Genomic DNA, 20463 nt, shown 5'->3' with positions numbered 1-20463 from the left:
CCTCCCTGGCGGCGTCCCTGCGCAGCCTTTCCCAATCGTAACCTGCCTGACGCTTGGGCTCCACCGATGCTCGGGTGCAGCTCATGTCCGGAAGTGCGGATTTCTTCGGATTAGATTTCTCTGTCAAACGTGGTGGCGTTGGCTGTAGAGAGGAGGCCGACGAGGAAGCCCGCATTCGGGAGGAGAGCATGGCAGGTCCGGTCCACGGTCCGCAGGGGTCGAAGGTCGCCACGGTGTTGCGCGTCACGAGCGGCAACTTCCTGGAGATGTTCGATTTCTTCCTGTTCGGCATCTACGCGAGCCACATCGCGAAGGCGTTCTTCCCGGCCGGGAACGAGTTCGCCTCGCTGATGCTCACCTTCATGACGTTCGGCGCCGGCTTCCTGATGCGCCCCCTCGGGGCGATCTTCCTCGGCGCCTATGTCGACCGGATCGGCCGGCGCCAGGGCCTGATCGTGACGCTCGGCATCATGGCCGCCGGCACGGTGCTGATCGCTTTCGTGCCCTCCTACCAGAGCATCGGCCTCGCGGCGCCGTTCCTGGTGCTGATCGGCCGTCTGCTCCAGGGCTTTTCCGCTGGCGTCGAGCTCGGCGGCGTGTCGGTCTACCTCGCCGAGATGGCGACGCCGGGCCGGAAGGGCTTCTACGTTTCCTGGCAGTCGGGCAGCCAGCAGGTCGCCGTGATGGTGGCGGCGCTGATCGGCTTCGGCTTGAGCCACGCCCTGGTGCCGGCCCAGATGTCCGAGTGGGGCTGGCGCATCCCGTTCTTCATCGGCTGCCTGATCGTGCCGTTCCTGTTCTACATCCGGCGCTCGCTGGAGGAGACGCAGGAGTTCCTGCACCAGAAGCACCGCCCTTCGCTCGGTGAGGTCTTCGCCTCGCTCGGCCAGAACTGGAAGATTGTGGCGCTCGGCATGCTGCTCGTGGTGATGACCACGGTGTCGTTCTACACCATCACGGTCTACACCCCGACCTTCGGCAAGAGCGTGCTGAAGCTCTCCGAGACCGACAGCCTGATCGTCACCTTCTGCACCGCCTTGTCGAACCTGATCTGGCTGCCGGTGATGGGCGCGCTCTCCGACAGGATCGGCCGCAAGCCGATCCTGATCGCCTTCTCGGCGCTGGCGATGCTCACCGCCTACCCGGCGCTGGCGTGGCTCACCTCCAACATCTCGTTCACCAACATGCTGCTCACGCTGCTGTGGCTGTCATTCCTGTACGGCAGCTACAACGGCGCGATGGTTGTGGCGCTGACCGAGATCGTCCCGAAGCATGTGCGCACCACCGGCTTCTCGCTGGCCTACTCCCTCGCCACCGCGCTGTTCGGCGGCTTCACCCCGGTCGTCTCGACCTGGCTGATCGAGAAGCTCGACAACAAGGCGGCGCCGGGTCTGTGGATGGCCTTCGCGGGAGCCTGCGGCCTCGTCGCCACCCTGCTGATCTACCGCCGTCGCGAGACCGCCCCCGACGCGCTGACCGGCGCGGTGCGGCCTGTCGCCGGCGAGTGATTCAGCCGGCGCCCTTCGAACGGACGCGTTCGAAGGTGCCAGGCAAGCCCGAACGGGCGCCGGCGCTGATGCGCCGGTCGCCTCTGCATCGACACGTCGATGCGAAGGCGCGAGGGTATGACTAGGCGAGAAGCCCGCCGAGGGAGGGGATCACCCGGACCGGCGCGAGGTCCGGGTACTCGTCCGGCTGGCCCGTCCGGTTGACCCAGACCGGGGCGAAGCCATAGGCCGCCGCCCCGGCGATGTCCCAGCGGTTCGAGGACAGGAAGACGATCCTCTCCCGCGCGACGCCCAGGCGCTCCGGTGCGAGGTCGTAGGCGCGGGACGATGTCTTGAAGGTGCCGGCGGGATCGACCGACAACACCACGTCGAGATGATCCCCGAGACATGCCGCTCGCACCGCCGCGTCGAGCATGGCGGTGTCGCCGTTCGACAGGATCGCGGTCTTGAGGCCGGCCCGGCGCAAGGCGCCGAGAGTGCCGGGTACCTCCGGGTAGGCGTCGAGAGCCTTGTAGGCCTCGAGCAGGTCGCCCCGCGCGCCGCGATCCACCCCCGGATGCTTGGCCAACGCGTAATCGAGCGCCCGCTCGGTCAGCGTCCAGAATGGCGCGTAGCGACCGCACAGGGCGAGCACCCAGGAATATTCGAGCTGCTTCTGCCGCCAGGTCTCGGACAGCGTCTGCGCTTCCGGCCCGATCGCGGCGGCGTGGCGCTGCACGGCGGAATGGACGTCGAGCAGGGTGCCGTAGGCGTCGAAGACGACCGCCTCGGCGCGGTCGAGCGGGGCGGGAAGGGACATGCGGGGCCTCGTGCGTCGGGGGCGTGACCCCGCTAACGCGCGAGCGACGGTCCCAGCCCCAACCTCTACACCCGCCGCAGCCGCACCCCGAACAGCCGCAAGGCCACCAGCAGCGTCGCCGCGTAGGCGACGAGCCCGGCGGCGCCGAGAGCCGCGAGCACCGCGAGCTCGCGGAAGCGCGGCAGGGACGGCATCACGCGCTCGATCAGCGGCAGGCCGCCGAGGGTGCAGGCAGCGAGCACGGCGCAGGCGGCGAGAACCCCGCAGGCGGTGACGATCAGCGTGCGGCTCGGCGCCGTCCAGCCGCGGCCATAGGCGAGGCAGAACAGGATCAGCACGTTGACCCAGACGCCTGCGGCGGTGGCGAGCGCCAGTCCCATCACCCCGAGGGGTCCGGTGAGCACCACCTTCAATCCGACATTGACGGCGACCGCGGTGAGGGAGGCCATCACCGGCGTGCGGCTGTCCTGGCGGGCGTAGAAGCTCGCCACGATGCTGCGGATCAGCACCGCCGCCGGCAGCGCCAGGCCGTAGGCCGCCAGCACAGCGCCGGAGCGGGACGCCGCCTCGGAGTCGAAGGCGCCGCGCTGGAACAAAGCCGTCATGATCAGGTCCGGCACCAGCAGGAACGCGACCGCGAACGGTGCCGAGAGGGCGAGCGAGAAGCCGGTGGCGCGGTTCTGCGCCGCGTGGGCGCCGTCGGGATCCTTCGCGGCGATGCGCCGGCTCATCTCCGGCAGCAGGACGGTGCCGGCCGCGATGCCGATGACCCCGAACGGGAGCTGGTAGAGCCGGTCGGCGTAGTAGAGCGCCGAGACCGCGCCGGTCGGCAGGAACGAGGCGATGATCGTGTCGGCGAACATCGCGATCTGCACGCCGGCCGAGCCGATCACCGCCGGCCCCAGCATCCGGAAGAACCGGCGCATGCCGGCGTCTTTCAGGGTCGGGCGCACGAGCGAGGGGGCGAGCCCCGCCCGGCGGGCATCGGCCCAGACCAGGAGGAACTGCAGCACGCCCGACACCGCGACGCCCCAGGCGGCGGCGTATCCGGCATTCGGGAACAGGAAGGCGAGGGCCAGCGCCGCCAGGAGCGAGACGTTGAGAAGCACCGGCGCGGCGGCGGCCGCCGCGAAGCGCCTCCGGGCGTTGAGGATGCCCGACAGCAGCGTCACCAGGGTGATGAACAGCAGGTACGGGAAGGTGATGCGGGTGAGCGTGACGGCGAGCGCGAATTTCTCCGGCTCGTCGGCGAAGCCGGGGGCGAGCGCTCGCACGATCGCCGGCATCAGCGGCAGGGCGAGCACCAGCAGTGCCACCTGGACCAGCAGCATCAGGGTGAAGACGCGGTCGGCGAAGGCGCGGGCCGCCCCTTCCTCCGCATCGAGGGCGGCGTAGGTCGGCACGAAGGCGACGTTGAAGGCGCCCTCGCCGAAGATCGCCCGGAAGTGGTTGGGCAGGCGGAAGGCCACCACGAAGGCATCGGCGATGGGACCTGCGCCCATCACGGCGGCCATGACCACGTCGCGCAGGAAGCCGGTGGCCCGGGAGACCAGCGTCCAGCCGCCGACCGAGAGGATGCTGCGAATCATGCGGCGGTGAATAGCACAGGGTTCTCGCCGGAAGCGGGACGGATAAGCCTCACGCGGTGCCGGAATAGCGCGCGCGCCGTCCGCTCCGGCGATCGTCCCGGACCGGCCGGTCGTAGCCCGCGGCCGCCGGGCCGATCCGCTCGGCGACGACGTAGAGCGGGCGCCGCTTCACCTCGGCGAAGATGCGGCCGATATACTCGCCGATGATGCCGAGCGACATCAGCTGCACGCCGGAGAAGAACATCACCGAGACGATCAGCGAGGCGTAGCCCGGCACGTCGGGGCCGCGCAGCAGGGTGTCGGCGACGAAGTAGAGGGCCGTCAGGAAGGCCACGCCCGCGATCGCGCCGCCGAGATAGGTCCAGACCCGCAACGGAACGGTGGAGAAGGAGGTGATGCCGTCGAAGGCGAAGCGGAACAGCTTGCGGAAGCTCCATTTCGAGCTGCCGTGCTGGCGTTCCTCGACCTGGTAGGGCACGCCGACCGACCGGAAGCCGATCCAGGAATACAGGCCCTTCGAGAATCGCGCCCGCTCGGGCAGGGAGCGCAGCACCTCGACGCCCTTGCGGTCGATCAGGCGGAAATCGCCGGCTCCTTCGGGCAGCGGCATCTCGCCGAAGCGGGCGAAGAGCCGGTAGAACAGCCGCGCGAAGCCGCGCCGCATCGCGCTCTCGTCGTCGCGGTCGGTGCGCTGGGCGTAGACCATCACGTTGCCCTCGCGCCAGCGCTCCCAGAAGGTCGCGATCAGCTCGGGCGGGTGCTGGAGGTCGGCATCCATGATCACCACCGCGCGGCCCTCCGCGTGGTCGAGCCCGGCCGCGATCGCGATCTCCTTGCCGAAGTTGCGGCTGAACGAGACCGCGCCGATGCGGGGCTCCGCGGCGTGGTGGGCGGCCACCACCGCGGCGGTGTCGTCGTGGCTGCCGTCGTCGACGAACACCACCTCCCAGGCCGGCGTCAGGCGCTCCAGCACCGGCGTGAGACGGGCGAGCAGCGGGGCGACGTTGGCGCTCTCGTTGAAGACCGGTATGACGACGCTCAGGTCGACCGGCTCGGGGTGTCTGAACAGCTCCACGGCGCTGTCCCTCGTTTCGGTGTCGCGCCCCCGGCGCGGAGCCGGCGGCTTTCGGTGATCAGACCGGTGCACGCACCGGCGGTTCGAGCGCGAGATCTAAGCCATGCTTCCTGAACGGCGCCCGGTCGTGCTCTGCGCCGACGATTACGGCCTGAGCCCGGGCGTCAGCCGGGGCATTCTCTCTCTGGCGCGGAGAGAGCGCATATCAGCCGCCGGCTCGATGACCAATATCCCGGCGTTCCGGGACGCGGGGCCGGCCTTGGCGGAGCTTCGCGGCACGGTCGGCCTCGGCCTCCACCTCACCCTGACGACGGGCGCGCCGCTCGGCCCCCTGCCGCGCCTCGCGCCGATTGGGCGCCTGCCGCCCCTCGGGCGTTTGCTGCGGCTCGCCTTGTCGGGCGGGCTGAAGCCCGCGGATGTCCGCCCCGAGATCGAGCGCCAGCTCGACGCCTTCGCGGCGGCGACGGGCCGCCTGCCGGACTTCGTCGACGGTCACCAGCACGTCCACGTCCTGCCCGGGGTGCGGGGGGCGCTCCTCGCGGCGCTGGCAGGGCGGGGCTGGCGGGGCTGGCTGCGCGACCCGGTCGACCGCTTGGGCGCGATCCGCGCCCGGCCAGAGGCCGGCAAGGCGATCGTGGTGGCGGGGCTCGGCCTCGGCTTCGGTCCCGCGGCCCGGCGGGCGGGCTTCTCCATCAATCGCGGCTTCTCCGGCTTCTCGGACTTCGCGGATGGGGAGGGGTTCGCGGAAGCCTTCGAGCGGAGCTTCCGGGCGCTCGGGCCGGCCCCGGTTGTGATGTGCCATCCGGGGGAGATCGACGACGGTCTGAGGAGCCTCGACCCGGTGGTGGCGAGCCGGCCGTTGGAGCTGGCTTATCTCGGGTCGGCGCGGTTCGCGGACTTCCTGGAGCGCGAGGGCCTGCGGCTGGTGCCGGGGCCCGCGGCATAGAAAAGCCCCCTCGCCCGGGCGGGGAGGGGGCTCTCGATCAACCGGTCTGCGACGCCGGTCAGGCGATCGCCTCGCCGTACATCTTCTCGACGTGCTCCCAGTTCACCAGGTTCTCGATGAACGCCTTGAGGTAGTCGGGACGGCGGTTGCGGTAGTCGATGTAGTAGGAGTGCTCCCACACGTCGACGCCGAGGATCGGCTTGGCGCCGTGCACCAGCGGGTTCTCGCCGTTGGGAGTCTTCATGATCTCGAGCTTGCCGTTCTTCACGGCGAGCCAGGCCCAGCCGGAGCCGAACTGCGACACGCCGGCCTGGATGAAGTCGGCCTTGAACTTGTCGGTGCCGCCGAGGTCCTCGGCGATCTTCTTCTCCAGCGCGCCCGGGATCGCGCCGCCGCCATTCGGCTTCATCCACTGCCAGAAGTGGATGTGGTTGTAGTGCTGGCCGGCGTTGTTGAAGAGGGCCTGGTTCTGGCCGTAGGAGGCCTTCACCACCTCCTCGACGCTCTTGCCAGCGAGCTCCGAGCCCTCGAGGAGCTTGTTGCCGGTGTCGACATACGCCTTGTGATGCTTGTCGTGGTGGAACTCCAGGGTCTCCTTCGACATGTAGGGCTGCAGCGCGTCGTAGGCGTAGGGGAGTTCGGGGAGCGTGAAGGCCATCGGCGTGTCTCCGGATCGCTTGGGCTCGACGCGGCGATTCCGACGAGGCACCGCCGCGGCACCCGCGTCTACCTAAGTCGGCCGCCCGCTCGCGGCAACGCCGCCGACCCGCTGCGGCGCCCGCATCCCGGGCTTTGGCAGCCCTGGACGCGCGGCGATTTTGCAAAAGCGGGCGGTGCGCCTAAATCTGGGCCGTAGCGGGCGGGGCGATGGCCCCGGACCGCCCGTTCGGCTGCTCACGCCATCCGCCGAGCAGCCTACGTCGTATCGCCAGCCCGAGAGTCCGATGATCGTCGCGTTGACCGTGCTCGCCCTCCTGATGCTGATCGGCGGTCTCGCCGCGATGGTGCAGGGCATCCCCTTCGTGCGGCTCGAGGTCGGCTGGACCATGGTGATCGCCGGCGCCGTCGGGTCGAGCGGCGGGGCGGTGCTGCTCGGGATCACTGCCGCGGTGGCGCGGCTCGCGCGCATCGAGCGCGCCCTCGGCGAGCGCGGTCTCGGTGACCGCGCCTTGGCGGCGCGCCCCGTGGCCGAGCCTTCGGCCGAGATCGGGACCGCGCCGGTCCGGGCGGCCCGCAGCGAGCCCGTCCTGCCGCCGATCCCATTCCCGGCCGCTCCGCCGCCCGCATCCGAGCCGCGCCCGGCCGAGCCGACCGGCTTCGACGGCGGTGCGGCGCTGGCGGCCGGCGCCGCCGTGGCGGCTGCCGGACTTGCGGCGAGCGAGCTGCGCCTGACCCGAGCCGAGGACGCGGACCCACCGGCGGGGCGGCAGGAGCCTGTCCCGCACCAGCCCGTCCCGCACGATCCCGTCTTGCCTGAATCCTTGCCGCACGAATCCGAGCCGCAACCGACCGTCGAGGAGCCCCGGCCCGGGGCCGGCGAGACGCGCGAGGCCGCGCCGCCTTCCCCTCCGGCTCAGGAGCCCCCGGCCGCCGAGCCCGTGGCAGAGGCGCCCTTGCCACAGGAGCCCTCCCACGAGGAGCCTTCCCACGAGGAGCCTTCCCACGAGGAGCCTCCTCATCAGGAGCTTCCCCCCGAGGAGCCGCCCGGCAAGACGGTGATCGGCACCTACGACTCCGGCGGCAACACCTACACGATGTATGCCGACGGCACGATCGACGCCGAAACGCCGGCCGGGCGCTTCCATTTCGCGTCGATCGAGGAACTGAAGGCGTTCCGCGGCGCCGGCGGTGAGGGCGTGGCCCGCGGGGCCTGAAGGGCCGGACCGTTCTCTACAGCGTCGCCAAGGGGTTGAGTGCGGCGTTGCGTGCCGGCAGCGGCGCCAGCATGGTCAGGGTGAGGCCGCCGGGCGCGTAATCGATGGCAACCTCGGCCTGGACCTGGGCCGTCAGCACCCGCTGCAGCAGGCGCGAGCCGAAGCCCTGGCGGGTCGGCGGCGCCACCGCGGGACCGCCGGATTCCTGCCAGTGGAAGCGCAGGCGCGGCCGGTCCGCCCCCGGCTCGACGCTCCAGCGGATCCGCACCCGGCCGGTGCGGTTCGACAGCGCGCCGTACTTGGCAGCGTTGGTGGTCAATTCGTGGATCGCCATGCCGATCGGCACCGCGATCTCGGAGGGCAGGTCGACCGCCGGCCCGTCGAGCTCCACCCGCCCGCCGGTGCCGGGCCGCATCTCGCCGTCGGCGTAGGGACGCAGCTCGTTCTCCAGAAGGCCGCGCAGGGAGGCCGTCTGCCACACGTCCTCGGTCAGCACCGAATGGGTGTGGGCGAGGGACATGATGCGGCCGACGAAGGCCTCGTAGAAGCTGTCGATGCTCGACGCCGTGCGGGCGGTCGAGCCGACGATGGCCTGCACCGTCGCCAGGGTGTTCTTCACCCGATGGTGCAACTCGCGGATCAGCAGCGACTGGCGCTCCTCGGCCAGCCGCCGGCCGGTGATGTCGGCGACGACGCCGATCAGGCGCCGCGGCAGGCCGGCCGGCCCGTCGCGCTCGAAGCGGCCGGCCATCTCGATCGTGCGCCAGACCTCGCCGCCGCCCTCGTCGGGGCGGCGGATGCGCGTCGTCGCGTGCAGCACCCCGTCGCCGTGGAGCGCCGCGGCGACCGCTTGGCGGAAGGCTACCTTGTCTTCCGGATGGACCACCGTGCGGAAGAACTCGCGCATGCTGATGGTGCCGTCCTGCGGCCGGCGGCCGAAGATCTCCCACATGCGCTCGTTCTCCCAGAGCGACTGGTCGTCGAGCACGTGCCACTCGAAGATGCCGAGGGCCGCCACCGTCGTCGCCACCCGCAACCGCTGCTCGCGGTCGTGCAGGGCGCGCCGCGCCTCCTCCCGGGCGGTCACGTCCTGCAGCACGCCGATCATGCCGGTGGGCGTCCCGTCGGGGGACAGGCTCGCCTGGCCGCGGGCAGAGATCCAGGCCTCCTGGCCGTCCTTGGCCCGGCGGAAGCGCATCTCGATCGCGTAGGGGATCGCCTTGGCGACGGCGTCCTGCACCGTGGCGCGGATCCGGTCGAGGTCGTCGCGGCCGACCGCGTCCTGCAGTTCCGCCCAGCTCGGCGTCGCGCCAGCGGGGTAGCCCAGGATCGCGGCGGCCCGGTCCGATAGGGTGACGCGGCCGTCGGCCGGGCTCCAGCTCCACTCCCCGAGGCCGGCGGAGGCGAGCGCCAGATGGGTCTGCTGGGCTTTGGCCGCGGCGGCGCCCTCCGCGATGGCCTCGACCGCGACGATCCGGCATCCGTCCTGCTCCGGCCCCGTCCGGAGGCGCACCCGGACGGGCGACCCGTCGGCCCGGCGCCACCAGGCCTCGCCCGCGACATCCTGGCCGGTCGCGGGACCGTGTGGGTGGTCGAGATCGGCGAGGCGGCGGCCATTTAACGCCTCCGGGCTCGTGCCCAGCAGCACGCCGAGGGCCGGGTTGGCGGCGACGATGCGCCGGTCCGGCCCGCCCAGGCAGGCGAGGCCGACCGGCGCGCCCTCGAACGCGAAGCGGGGGAAGAGTTCGTCCGGCAGGCCGGTGGCGGCGTCGGGCCTCTGGTCCAAGGCGGCGCAATCCTGGTGAACGGGGTGACGGAGGGCGGAGCGCACCCGTTCCCCCGCGCGACGTCCCGAGCCGACATGCCCCGCCCGGCCCGGCTTGGCGGTTTCGCGGAGAAACCATGCCTCTCTGCGCGCGTGGCGGCAAGGTCAGCCGTTCGCGCCTCACGCGCGGTGCGCCGGAGCACGTCTCGGCGGGACGGGATGAGGCCCCGCCTCAGCGGGCCGGCATGTACCCGATCGCCGCGCTCAGGATGCCGCCGAGCGCCACCAGCATGGCGCCGAGCTTGATCGTCATCCGCTGCTCGAGGAGCTTCATCTCGGACCGAACGGAGGCGAACTCGCTCTTGGCGTCCGACTTGAAGGCTGCCATCTCGGTCCGGACGGCAGCGAACTCGATCTTCATTTCCTGCCGAACGGCGGCGAACTCGTTCCGAGTCTCCACCTTGAAGGCTGCGACGTCCGACCGGACGGCGGCGAACTCGCTCCTGGCCTCAGACTGGAAGGCTGCGATCTCGGAACGGACGTCCACGAACTCGGCCTTCACCGAGCCTTCGAGGCTCTGCAGGTCAGCCCGGGTTGGCATCCCGCCCTGGACCGCCTCGGCGAACACCTCGGACAGTCCCTCCGCCTGCTCGGCGGAGAGGTGGGCCCGTTCCCGAAGGACACGGGCGAATTTCAGGGTGTCGGAGGCGACGGCGGTCATGGCCTTGAGCCTAGCACGGGCCTGGGCGCCGCGACATGAGCCCCAGGTTGTCCTTCGGTCCCTATACCCGCGCGAAGGTCAGGTAGGTAGGCTTGCGGCCCTCCGCCGTGGTCTTGGCCTCGTAGCGGGTGCCGGGCCACTCCGGCCAGGGCGTGGTCCAGTCGGGGCCGCGGTTGGCGGTCCAGCGCAAGGAGGGGCAGCGGGCCGCGCGCACCAGGGTCCAGCCGACGTAATCGTCGATGTCGGAGGCGAAGCGGAACTCGCCGCCGGGCACGAGCACCCGGGCGATCTCGCGCAGGGACTCATCCGAGACGAAGCGGCGCTTGCGCTGCCGGCGCTTCGGCCACGGATCGGGATAGAGCAGGAACACGCGCCCGATGCTGGCGTCGGGCAGGCGCGGCAGCAGTTCCATGGCGTCCCGGTCCCACAGCCGGACGGTGTCGATCGCCTCGTCGTCGAGGGTGCGCAGCAGCTTCACCACGCCGTTGACGAAGGGCTCGCAGCCGATGATCCCGGTACCGGGATTGAGCCGGGCCTGCGCGGCGAGGTGCTCGCCGCCGCCGAAGCCGATCTCGAGCCAGGTCTCAGCCACCGGGCGGGGAAACAGGGACGGGGGGTCGAGGCGACCGGTCTCGGGAAGGCGCAGGCGCGGCAGCAGGCCGGCGAGGCGTTCCTCCTGGCCGGGACGCAGGCGCTTGCCCTTGCGCCGGCCGTAGAAGGCGCGGCTCCGCTCGCTGCCTGCGTCGGTGTCGTGGTCGTCCATGGTATCCCGGTGCCGAGAGGGGGGCGTGTTCGCACCCCGTTAGCACCGGGGCACGGGATCAGGCCAGGGCGCTCTTGAGCTGACCGATGAGGTCGGTCCGCTCCCACGAGAAGCCGCCATCCGCGTCCGGCTCGCGGCCGAAATGGCCGTAGGCCGAGGTGCGGGCGTAGATCGGCTTGTTGAGGCCGAGATGGGTGCGGATGCCGCGGGGCGACAGATCGACGAGCTGGCCCAGGACCGACTCGAGCTTCGCCTCGTCGACCTCTCCGGTACCGTGCAGGTCGACGTAGATCGACAGCGGCTTGGCGACGCCGATGGCGTAGGCGAGCTGGATGGTGGCCTTGCGGGCGAGACCGGCGGCGACGACGTTCTTGGCGAGGTAGCGCGCCGCGTAGGCGGCCGAGCGGTCGACCTTGGTCGGATCCTTGCCCGAGAAGGCGCCGCCGCCGTGGGGCGCAGCACCACCGTAGGTGTCGACGATGATCTTGCGCCCGGTGAGGCCGCAATCGCCATCGGGACCGCCGATCACGAACTTGCCGGTCGGATTGACGTGCCACACGGTGCCGTCGGTGATCCACGACTCCGGGAGAGCCGCCCGGATGTAGGGCTCGACGATCTCGCGCACGGCACCGGAGTCGAGCGACTCGTCGAGGTGCTGGGTCGAGAGCACGATCTGGGTCGCCTCGACCGGGCGGCCGTCGGCGTAGCGCACGGTGACCTGGCTCTTGGCGTCGGGTCCGAGCTTCGCCGCCGCGCCCTGCTTGCCCTTGCGGGCGTCGGCCAGGTCCTTGAGGATCTTGTGGGCATAATAGATCGGCGCCGGCATCAGGGCGGGCGTCTCGTCGGTCGCGTAACCGAACATGATGCCCTGGTCGCCCGCGCCCTCGTCCTTGTTGCCCGCGGCGTCTACGCCGACGGCGATGTCGGCGGACTGGGCGTGCAGGTGAATGGCGACGTCGTTGTTCTTCCAGTGGAAGCCGTCCTGCTCGTAGCCGATGTCCTTGACGGCCTCGCGGGTCAGCTCCTCCAGATCCTTGAAGGTGACCGAATCGGGGCCGCGCACCTCGCCCGCGATGACGATGCGGTTCGTGGTCGCCAGGGTCTCGACGCCCAGGCGGGCTTCGGGCATCACCGCCAAGTAGGCGTCGACCACGGTGTCGGAAATGCGGTCGCAGACCTTGTCCGGATGGCCCTCGGAGACCGACTCGCTCGTGAACAGGTAGTTGGAACGCGGCATGGCGTGCGAAGCCCTCAGGTCACGTCGAGCGCGGCGCACCCGCCGAATGAGCCCGACACTTCGATCGCGGGGTTCTGGCAGCCGGCAATCCGAACGTCAATCCGATGGACCGGAGTCGTTCGCTTTATCGAACGGTTGTTGCCCAGAGAGCGCATGGTCAACCGCGCGCACGAGGCTGCCGAGGGCCTGGCGGCGATCCTCGTCGAGATGGGTATCGGCGGCCCGTGCCACGGCTTGAGCGAAGCCGGTCCAATCCGCAAGCGCCTCCAGCCGCGCCTGCGGGCGGTCGCTGAGCCCGGGCTGCGGCGGGTCGCGACCCGGCATGCTCTCGAAGAAGAACCCGACTGGCACGCCGAGAACGCGCGCGAGGATGTCGAGGTCGGTGGCACTCAGCCGGTTGGCGCCCTTCAGGTATTTGCCGAGCTGTGAGAGCGAGACGTCGAGCGGGGTGGCGAGGGCCTCCCGGCTCAGGCCGGCGCGCAGGCGCCGCTCCTCGATGAGGCTGCCGATATGGACGTCTCGGTAATCCGCAGGTTTCCCGGCCATCTCCCGGCTCGCAGGGCTGCCCGCGCGTCGCGCCGCGGCGTTGAAGGCGACGTGACGATTGTTGATTCCCGACCGTTGCAATCGCGTAAATGCCCGCGCTTTCGGCGAACGCTTCATTCGTCATAGCGGATGGCTGTGCATACATCGGATCGGGCGAGGCAGGGGTGTCGGCGTCCGGTGCAGGCCCATACCCGGCCTTGACCGCTGACGGGACAGGAAAGACCGCTCCCTTTCCGGAGCCGATCCCGCCAGCCGGTTCTGTGCAGCCCCTTCGCCACCAGCGCCTTCTCGGGCGGCATTCCGGTGCTCCGGGCCGGGCGCCGGGACGAGACGCATTTGCCGTGCTGGTCGGCGAGCGCGGGCGCTTACGCGGTGATCCCGGCCGCCTTCGCCGCATCCGCCGATCACGCCGTCACAGCCCTGCACTTCGCCATCCTCGGCGCGACCCTGGTGACCCTGGCCGGCTCCGGCGTTTCCGGCGATGGGACCGACGCGAATGCCAGCCGGGCGATCCAGGGTATCATCACGAGGAGCGGCTTTCCCGGCGCCGGACGCGACCGTGACACGAGAGAGCGGCGGCCGGGTGCCCGGCCTCACCACCGCGGCAGCGATCTGGGTGACGGCGGCGCTTGGCACGGGCTTTCCCCCGCGACCCTGCTGGTCGGCGGAGTCGTTTGCAGGACCATCGATGACAAGCGCAAGCGGCGAGAGGATGGGAAATGACGGCGCAGCGGGAGGCCGGCCCGGCGGACGGGCGACATCAGGGGCGCGTCGGTCGCGCCTCCGGCGACATCGTCGAGTCGAGGGACGCCTGCGGCACGCGCCCCGGCCCAACACATCCCGCACGGCGACACCGCCATGCGCCGCTCCGCGGGCCCGTCGCTCGTCATGCCTGCGAGGACAAGTCGGACATCGAGCATTTTCCGACGAAGCGAATGCCGACCCGAGGCTCCGGGCCGACGATCAGCCGCCCGGCTGCTGCATGATGCGGCTCAGGTTGACCAGTTCCCGCTGCACCTGCCCGCCGACGTCGTTCGGCGCATCGCCGGTGATCGCCAGCACGATGCGCTCGCGGGCCGCCTCGAGGAAGGCCGCCGCGTCGTCGCGGTCGCCCCTGAGATACAACGATCCGAGCTTCTTCTCTCGCCAGACAACCGAGATGATGAACTCGCCCGGTGTGACTTCCTCCAACTCGACTTGGAGCGGGGTTCCCTGAACGGGAGGGCCTTCGTGCGCCATGATACCGGGAGCGGCAAGCGTGAGGAAATCGACCGGGACCGGTCGCGCGTCGCAGCCCATAGCGCGAAATCGGGCGCCGCGGTACCGTGACCTGACCGCACGGTCACCGTAAGTCCCGTTCGGCCGATGTGGGATGGGGCCTGGCCGATCTCCGGCCCAAAAAGGAAGCCGCCCTCGCGAGCGGCTTCAGTCAGGGAGGAAACGCCCTAGGAGGGCAGCAGCACCACGGAAGAGCCGCGATGCTGCAATGCAACAACTCGTGCTGCGCTGCATCGTTCCACTCGGCGGCGTGCCTTGGTGAGAGGATAGTGAAGTATCCCCACGGGCTTGAACCGAAGTGGAAACCTCGTCCTCGAGAAGCTCGCGAGGTGAACGGGTCCCGCCCCCAGGCCAATGGGGCCTGTCGCAAACGCGAACGGATCCCCGCTTACGGCTCGTTAACCATACCTGCCCAGCCCGCCGCCTCCCTCTGGAGCCGGCCCATGATCCTCAACGCCCTCGCCCTCAAGCTGGAGCGGCAAGTCCGCGGCGACTTCCGGGGCCGGCACTTTGAGGCCATCCTGATCGTCTAGGCCGTCTCCTGGTACCTGCGCGACGCCCTCAGCTACCGCGACATCGAAGGGGTGCTCCTGGAGAGAGGCATGGAGGTCGATCACTCCACCATTAACCCGTGGGTGCTGTCCTACGCGCCCGCCGTCGAGCGCCCCCTGCGCCAGTTCCGCAGACCGCATTGCGGCTCGGTGCGCGTCGACGAGACATACATCAAGGTGCGGGGCCAGTGGCGCTACCTGTACCGGGCCATCGACAAGCATGGGCAGGCGGTCGACTTCCTGCTCACGGCCAACCGCGACCTCGATGGCGCCAAGCGCTTCTTCCGTAAGTTGCTCGTGGCCGAGCCGCTCCTCGCTCCAGACCGGATCGGCACGGATGGCGCTGGCCCGTACCCGCCGGCGATCATCGAGAGCTGCAAGGAGGGGCTGCAGCCGCGCACGCCCATCCACCACGTCACCAAGCACCTGCAGCAAGGGATTGAGAGCGACCACTTCCGGGTGAAACGGGCCATGCCGCGGGTTGGCGGCTTTCGCTCGTTCAACACGGCCCGGCGCACGATCTGTGGCTTCGAGGCGATGCTGTGGTTGCGCAAGGGCTTCGGGTTCGCGGGCGCATGGGCTGTGCGGGAGCAGAACCAATTGCTCGCCACCTGCTTCGGTCTTCCCGTCGCGAACAAAGCGTGAAAGCGGGGGCGGGCAGCCCCCTTCTGCGGCCTGAAGCCGACTGTGCGACAGGCCCCCCGCGGCGGTCCGCGAGGCGATCACCGGCACGATCGCGCGCTTGCCGGAGCATCTGCGGCGCTCATTGACCTGGGACCAGGGGGCCGAGATGGCCGAGCATGCGCGCTTACGGATCGACGCGGGTCTGCAGGTGTACTTCTGCGATCCACGCTCACCCTGGCAGCGGGTGACGAACGAGAATACGAACGGTTTGCTGCGACAGTACTTCCCGAAAGGAACGGATCTGAGCGCTCACGGCGTGGACGATCTTGCCGCTGTGGCCGCAGCCCTCAGCAGCAGACCGCGCAAAACGCTGAACTGGAAGACGCCGACGGAGGCACTCGACGCTGTTCTCGCAGCCGTACAAGATGGTGTTGCGACGACCGCTTGCCAAGCAATACTTAGCTCTACGGTACACCGAGCGCCTGGCCGGAGCAGGGATTGAGCCGTCGGTCGGCAGCGTCGGCGACTCTTACGACAACGCCGTGGCGGAGACGATCAACGGCTCGTTCAAGGCAGAGGTCATCCACCGACGCGGACCCTGGCGCTCCTTCGAGGCGGTCGAGTACGCCACCCTGGAGTGGGTCGACTGGTACAATCACCGCCGCCTGCTCTCGCCCATCGGCAACGTCCCTCCCGCCGAGGCCGAAGCGCGCTATCATGCTCACGTCGGCGACCAAGCCTTGGCCGCCTGACCCAAGACAAACAGCCTCCGAAAAACCCGGAGCGGTTCAGGCGGTTACATCGGCCATGCTCGAATACCTATCACCCGTTAGGTCGCCGCGCGAGGTCGGGAACGGTGGCTACACCTGGCGATGCAGGCATATCGGCACCGCTGTAGCGAGGGACCAGGAGGCCTCGGACACCTCTCGCATCCGACTGTTCTCAAACCGCGGCCCGCTCAGGCGGGAGCTCCGGTGCGCCGCCCTTGGCTACGTCCGCGCTCCTAAGGGCTAAAACTGGTATCAGGCTGGTATCACTCCAACGGGGCGATACCAGCCAGGAGTACGGCCGGAGAGATAAACCCCTGTAAGGGAGAAGCTTTCCGGCCTGAAAATGCTGGAGCGGGTGAAGGGAATCGAACCCTCGTATTCAGCTTGGAAGGCTGCTGCTCTACCATTGAGCTACACCCGCGGCGGCCGTCCAGATAGCACGGTCAGTCCGGGTTGAGAAGCAGGGCGGTGGGAGAATCGGCCCACTCGCACCAGCTCACCGCCTACCCTACTCCGCCACCAGCTTGTAGGGCAGTCCGGCCCGCACCGGCACGCCCCTGTCGAGCCCGTTGAGGACCTGGAAGCGCTCCAGCGGCCGGTCCACCGCGGTCATGCGCTGGGCCAGGCTCTCGGCGGTGTCGCCGGGGGCGGCGGTGACGATCTGGATGCGCAGGGGCTTGAGGCTGCGGGCCTCGTCCGGCGTCACCTGGGCGATGCTGGCAAGCCAGCGGCCGAAGGCGGGCTCCGGATCGGTGGTACCCTTGGCCGCCATGATCATCCGGAAGGTGTTGGTGCCGATCCGGACCGCGGCGAGGCGGAAGAACCACTCCTTGCCCTTCGAGACCGCAGTGACCGCCGGGAAGCCGTTCAGCATTCGGTTCTCGAAGCTGCCGGTCTCGATCGCGTCGTTCCAGGTCGCCTTCAGCACCTCCTCGAGGCCTTGGCCGGCATTGGTCTCGACGGCGTCGAACAGGAGGCGGCGGTTGCCGTCCGGGGTGGTGCCCAGCACCGCGCGGGCGGTGTTGTCGAGCCCGAAGCCCTCCGGCGCCTCGAAGGCGACCCCGAGGCGCGGATGGATGAAGCGGCGACCACGGATCAGCCCGTCAGCGGGGTTGTCGCCGTAGGCGATGCCGTCGATCGCCGCGAGATAGCGGTTGCGGTCGTCGACGCCGAGGCCGGGGGCGCCGATGCGGCGCGCGGCCTGCGTCACCTGGGTGATGCGCTCGGGCGTGCTCGGATGGGTCGCCAGCATGTCGGGCTCGGAGGCGAGCCCGGCCCCGGCGCGCAGCGCCGTGGTGCGGTTGAGCGCGGTGAGGAAGCGCGCAGCACCGAACGGGTCGTAGCCGGCGCGGGCGAGCGTGCGCACCCCGGTCTGGTCGGCCTCGAATTCCTGGGTTCGCGAGAAGCGGGCCAGCACGAAGCGGGACTGGTCCTGCAACAGCGCTCCGGTCGCCGGGTCGTTGAGCACGTCGGCCACGACCTTGCTGACGAGTTCGGAGCGGAGCGCCATCTCGGTGCGGGCGCTGGCGTGGCGCAGGGTCACGTGGGCGATCTCGTGCGCCAGGACCGCGGCGAGCTCGGAGGTGTCATCGGCGAGCGCCAGGAGCCCGCGGGTGACGTAGAGACGGCCCGTCGGCAGCGCGAAGGCGTTCACCACCGGCGAATCGAGCAGCGTCACCGCGTAGGTCTCGTCCGGGCGCTCCGTCGCCTTGACCAAGCGGTCGGTGACGTCGCTGACGAGGCGCAGCGCTGACGGAGCCCGGTACTCGCCGCCGAACGAGGCGACGAGCTTGGCGTGATCGGCGTCGTTGGCCGGCCGGTCGCGGCCGGTGGTGCGCGGCGCCTCCGGCGGCACGACGGCCGCCACCGGCGCCAGCGCGCCGGTCTGGTCGGCCGTGCAGGCGGCGGCGAGCAGGGTCAGAGCCACCGCAGGCACGACGGCCGCCGCAGGCCGTATGACCGCCGCGCGCCCGCCCGACTGTGTTCGCGTGAAAGACCACCCCATGGCGATCAGCGCCGCGGCGCCTGCTCCTCGTCCAGCAACTCGATCATCTCGGCCGCGCCGATATCCAGGGTCGGCCCGCGCCACAGCTCGACGATGCCGCGAGCCCGCACGCGCCGCCCCCGAAGCGCGACGGAAGAGAAACCACGTTCGAGCATGATCCGCCAAGTGCGTTTCGACACCGTGACGGTAACACCTTCCGCGCCGAAGGGGGCGAAGTTGAGATAGGTCCGGCGCTCGCGCTCGCCCACGTTGCGCACCCGCCCCTCCACTACCGCGAACCGGCCCACCATCTCCTTGAGGCGGGTCACCTCCTCCGTCGGCACCGGCATCGTCCCGGCCCAGAGCCCGTGCCCGGCGCGGCGGGCCGCGTCCTCCAGGGCCAGCAGAGCCGGACGGCACAGGCTGTCGCCCTCCCCGGCATCGACCTGGACGAGCCCGGCCGCCACGAGGCCGCCGGCGAGGTCGACCGGCGCCTCGTCCCGGGTGGCGGCGTCCAGGGTGATTCGGCCCCAGCGGTCCGGCTCCGCCGCCTCGCGGGTGGCGAGCGGCCGGCCGGCGAGCCCGGCGAGCCAGGCACGCGCCGCCTCGGCCGCCGCCGGGTCGTCGGGCCAGCGCAGGCCGTCGAGGCGCGCCCGCCGGCCGGAGGCGAGGACAAGCTCACCCCGCGCGGCCACCGCCGCGATCCGGTCCTGCCCGGTGATTCGGCCCCGGCAGGCCGGCGGCTCGCGCCCGCGCGGGCTCGCCGCCTCCACCGTACCGGCCAAGGCGCCGGCGAAGAGCGCGTGGCGGAGGCCCGCCGCGATCCGTCCTCTCATGGTGGAACCCCGTGGCGGAGGCCCGTGGCGGAGACTTGGCCGATCCGTCATCGGCAAGGTTGGCGGAAACCGGCCGAGATGGTAAGAGGCTCCTCGTGGGTCTCCGTAGCTCAGCTGGACAGAGCACAGGTTTCCTAAACCGAATTGGGCGTCGCGCCGGGAAACCGCGCGGCGGATCCGCTCAAAGTCGGGGAAAGCGTCGAGCCGCATCAGGCCTCACGCCGATCCCGAGCCAAGCCCGGTCGCGAGGCCGGGAAGGTGTAGAGACTAGACGGGCGGCACCTAAGGGCTCCTGCAAGGCACCTTGCAGGCCTACGGTGAAGGGATAGTCCAGACCACGAACGCCTCGCGGCGGCGGCGAAAGCCGAAGTGGTATGAAACCTGGGGTCGCAGGTTCGAGCCCTGCCGGGGACGCCACACCTTGCCAAGTCCCTGTTGGGCCTGATTTTTTCGTGCAGTCCGAGGCGCTACGGGCCGCTCTCGTCTCGTGCAGACGACTCATGGCTTGATGAATGACGTCCCGCGCGATCCGGCACGGGATCTGATCGTTCCGATCGTCAACGCCTGTCCTGCCCGCCCCCGCTGCCTCGCGGGTTTCGAGGACACCGCGCAGCCAGCGGTGAAGACCCTGCCCAGCCGGGCTTGCGGCGCGGTGTCGTCTTCCTCCGACCGGCCGATCATCAACCGCGCCTGCTCTCATGGTCGCGAACCATCCGGACCGCGCTCGCGCACATCACACGCAAACGGATCTGTTCCTCCGTCACGGCTCCATCCTCTCGGAAGGGAGGGCCTCTCGGAAACCCTTGCCAGTCCCCCCGGTGCGCCATCGCACATCACTGGAGCGCAACTCCCAGCTAGACCGCGAGCACGCCCGCAGGCTCCGGCCTGCCCCGGCTCGGCGGCAGCCTGATACCCGCGTTTCGCCCCCTCCGGGTGCCGGGCTGCCGCCTCTTCGGTGACGCCGGGCGAAGCATGCCGCTCAGTGGCGCGTTGCTTTCACCTCACCCGCGGCCATGTCGATGATGGGCACGGTGAATGGCTCGCTGCCGTCGCTGCTTTCGACGACCAGAACGCCGTCTGCCCACGGCACCCTGCCATCACCGAAGGTGAGAAGCGCATGGGCGAGCTGGTGTGCCTTCTCTAACGCAGCGTATCGATCTGCCAGCTCGAGCCAGCCTCCCTCCTCGAGAACCTGACCGTCGATGCTCAACCTGAAGCGATAGCACGGCATAAGTCGGGAATGCCTCGGCAACCATGAGGTGGCCCATATGCTCTGACGAAACAGAGTCAGCAACGGGCGCAGGATCAGGCGGCTGCGGTATTTCGACTTATGGGACGCTCCGGACATTTTATGGGACGATGCGGACAGGCGGCAGAGCGCCGCGGGCCTCGAGCCTCCCACGGCACCAGCATCGAACGCGCCTGACTCTCCGTCGCGGCAGGGGCCGTGCCGATGGACGTCCAGCGGCCGTTCGTGTTTCCCGCGGAGTCGCGGCCGCTCCCGTCAGAGCGTCGGGTTGTTTGAGAGGCCCGTCGCGCCCTTCTTTCCCGGCCGCCGGAACCAGTCCCCCGGGCCGCACGTTTCCGGGACCAGCAG

Annotated in this window: 17 protein-coding genes, 1 tRNA gene and 3 pseudogenes; 7 read left to right on the top strand and 14 right to left on the bottom strand. The window is 70.1% G+C overall.

From position 1 onward, the window contains the following. Positions 1 to 188 precede the first annotated feature (188 nt). A complete protein-coding gene (locus MFF64_RS09610; RefSeq protein ID WP_099905996.1) occupies positions 189 to 1508 on the top strand; it encodes an MFS transporter in 1320 nt (439 codons plus the stop codon). 121 nt (positions 1509 to 1629) lie between these two features. On the opposite strand, the gene MFF64_RS09605 is transcribed toward MFF64_RS09610, so the two are convergent. From MFF64_RS09605 to MFF64_RS09595, 3 genes are all read right to left on the bottom strand, one after another. Beyond that, complete coding sequence (locus MFF64_RS09605) at positions 1630 to 2307, bottom strand: haloacid dehalogenase type II (RefSeq protein WP_099905994.1); 678 nt, start codon at positions 2305 to 2307, stop codon at positions 1630 to 1632. A gap of 65 nt (positions 2308 to 2372) precedes the next feature. Further along, a complete protein-coding gene (murJ, locus tag MFF64_RS09600; protein ID WP_099905993.1) occupies positions 2373 to 3896 on the bottom strand; it encodes a murein biosynthesis integral membrane protein MurJ in 1524 nt (507 codons plus the stop codon). Between the two features lie 49 nt (positions 3897 to 3945). Further along, entirely contained in the window at positions 3946 to 4971 is a 1026-nt protein-coding gene (locus tag MFF64_RS09595) for a glycosyltransferase family 2 protein (protein WP_238190562.1), read from the bottom strand. A 103-nt stretch (positions 4972 to 5074) separates the two neighbouring features. On the opposite strand from MFF64_RS09595, the gene MFF64_RS09590 reads away from it, so the two are divergent. Beyond that, positions 5075 to 5917 carry a ChbG/HpnK family deacetylase gene (locus tag MFF64_RS09590; RefSeq protein ID WP_099903090.1) on the top strand — a complete coding sequence of 281 codons (843 nt, stop codon included), beginning with the start codon at positions 5075 to 5077 and terminating at the stop codon, positions 5915 to 5917. A gap of 58 nt (positions 5918 to 5975) precedes the next feature. Here MFF64_RS09590 and MFF64_RS09585 read toward each other — a convergent pair whose 3' ends face one another. Continuing rightward, complete coding sequence (locus MFF64_RS09585) at positions 5976 to 6575, bottom strand: superoxide dismutase (protein ID WP_099903092.1); 600 nt, start codon at positions 6573 to 6575, stop codon at positions 5976 to 5978. 286 nt (positions 6576 to 6861) lie between these two features. On the opposite strand from MFF64_RS09585, the gene MFF64_RS09580 reads away from it, so the two are divergent. Continuing rightward, positions 6862 to 7791 (top strand): hypothetical protein, encoded by a 930-nt coding sequence (locus MFF64_RS09580; protein ID WP_207768105.1) that lies wholly within the window; start codon positions 6862 to 6864, stop codon positions 7789 to 7791. A 16-nt stretch (positions 7792 to 7807) separates the two neighbouring features. On the opposite strand, the gene MFF64_RS09575 is transcribed toward MFF64_RS09580, so the two are convergent. The 5 genes from MFF64_RS09575 to MFF64_RS09555 form a co-directional block, all read right to left on the bottom strand. Beyond that, the gene (locus tag MFF64_RS09575; RefSeq protein WP_238190554.1) at positions 7808 to 9577 is read right to left on the bottom strand and encodes a sensor histidine kinase; all 1770 of its coding nucleotides are present in this window, start codon (positions 9575 to 9577) and stop codon (positions 7808 to 7810) included. A 211-nt stretch (positions 9578 to 9788) separates the two neighbouring features. Beyond that, entirely contained in the window at positions 9789 to 10277 is a 489-nt protein-coding gene (locus tag MFF64_RS09570) for a coiled-coil domain-containing protein (RefSeq protein ID WP_238190552.1), read from the bottom strand. A gap of 61 nt (positions 10278 to 10338) precedes the next feature. After that, complete coding sequence (trmB, locus tag MFF64_RS09565) at positions 10339 to 11040, bottom strand: tRNA (guanine(46)-N(7))-methyltransferase TrmB (RefSeq protein ID WP_099902089.1); 702 nt, start codon at positions 11038 to 11040, stop codon at positions 10339 to 10341. Positions 11041 to 11098: 58 nt separating this feature from the next. Then, complete coding sequence (gene metK / locus MFF64_RS09560) at positions 11099 to 12277, bottom strand: methionine adenosyltransferase (RefSeq protein WP_238190550.1); 1179 nt, start codon at positions 12275 to 12277, stop codon at positions 11099 to 11101. Between the two features lie 96 nt (positions 12278 to 12373). After that, positions 12374 to 12940 carry a helix-turn-helix domain-containing protein gene (locus MFF64_RS09555; protein WP_238190549.1) on the bottom strand — a complete coding sequence of 189 codons (567 nt, stop codon included), beginning with the start codon at positions 12938 to 12940 and terminating at the stop codon, positions 12374 to 12376. Between the two features lie 255 nt (positions 12941 to 13195). Between MFF64_RS09555 and MFF64_RS09550 the strand changes: the two genes are divergently transcribed. Next, a complete protein-coding gene (locus MFF64_RS09550) occupies positions 13196 to 13546 on the top strand; it encodes a hypothetical protein (RefSeq protein WP_133123398.1) in 351 nt (116 codons plus the stop codon). A 240-nt stretch (positions 13547 to 13786) separates the two neighbouring features. Here the strand turns inward: MFF64_RS09550 and MFF64_RS09545 are convergent, their stop codons facing one another. Further along, a complete protein-coding gene (locus MFF64_RS09545) occupies positions 13787 to 14122 on the bottom strand; it encodes a hypothetical protein (RefSeq protein ID WP_133123397.1) in 336 nt (111 codons plus the stop codon). Between the two features lie 422 nt (positions 14123 to 14544). On the opposite strand from MFF64_RS09545, the pseudogene MFF64_RS09540 reads away from it, so the two are divergent. From MFF64_RS09540 to MFF64_RS09530, 3 pseudogenes are all read left to right on the top strand, one after another. Next, positions 14545 to 15297, top strand: a pseudogene (locus MFF64_RS09540) (IS6 family transposase). Between the two features lie 61 nt (positions 15298 to 15358). After that, a pseudogene (locus MFF64_RS09535) lies at positions 15359 to 15778 on the top strand (IS30 family transposase); the annotation flags it as partial. Continuing rightward, positions 15729 to 16028, top strand: a pseudogene (locus tag MFF64_RS09530) (integrase core domain-containing protein); the annotation flags it as partial. The pseudogenes MFF64_RS09535 and MFF64_RS09530, both read left to right, overlap by 50 nt. Positions 16029 to 16393: 365 nt before the next feature. On the opposite strand, the gene MFF64_RS09525 reads toward MFF64_RS09530, so the two are convergent. The 4 genes from MFF64_RS09525 to MFF64_RS09510 all read right to left on the bottom strand — a co-directional run bounded on the left by MFF64_RS09525 (position 16394) and on the right by MFF64_RS09510 (position 20076). Beyond that, positions 16394 to 16467, bottom strand: a tRNA-Gly gene (locus tag MFF64_RS09525). Positions 16468 to 16554: 87 nt separating this feature from the next. Further along, positions 16555 to 18051 carry a M48 family metalloprotease gene (locus MFF64_RS09520; RefSeq protein ID WP_099900225.1) on the bottom strand — a complete coding sequence of 499 codons (1497 nt, stop codon included), beginning with the start codon at positions 18049 to 18051 and terminating at the stop codon, positions 16555 to 16557. A 5-nt stretch (positions 18052 to 18056) separates the two neighbouring features. Beyond that, positions 18057 to 18866, bottom strand: a complete 810-nt coding sequence (locus tag MFF64_RS09515; protein ID WP_238190548.1) for a DNA-binding protein — start codon at positions 18864 to 18866, stop codon at positions 18057 to 18059. Between the two features lie 979 nt (positions 18867 to 19845). Further along, on the bottom strand, positions 19846 to 20076 hold the full coding sequence (locus MFF64_RS09510; RefSeq protein ID WP_133123075.1) for a hypothetical protein: 231 nt from the start codon (positions 20074 to 20076) through the stop codon (positions 19846 to 19848). Positions 20077 to 20463 lie beyond the last annotated feature (387 nt).

The organism is Methylobacterium frigidaeris, assembly GCF_022179185.1.
GTDB lineage: Bacteria > Pseudomonadota > Alphaproteobacteria > Rhizobiales > Beijerinckiaceae > Methylobacterium > Methylobacterium frigidaeris.
Note: the sequence above shows the minus strand (reverse complement) of the source record. Positions and strands in the feature narration are given on the sequence as shown.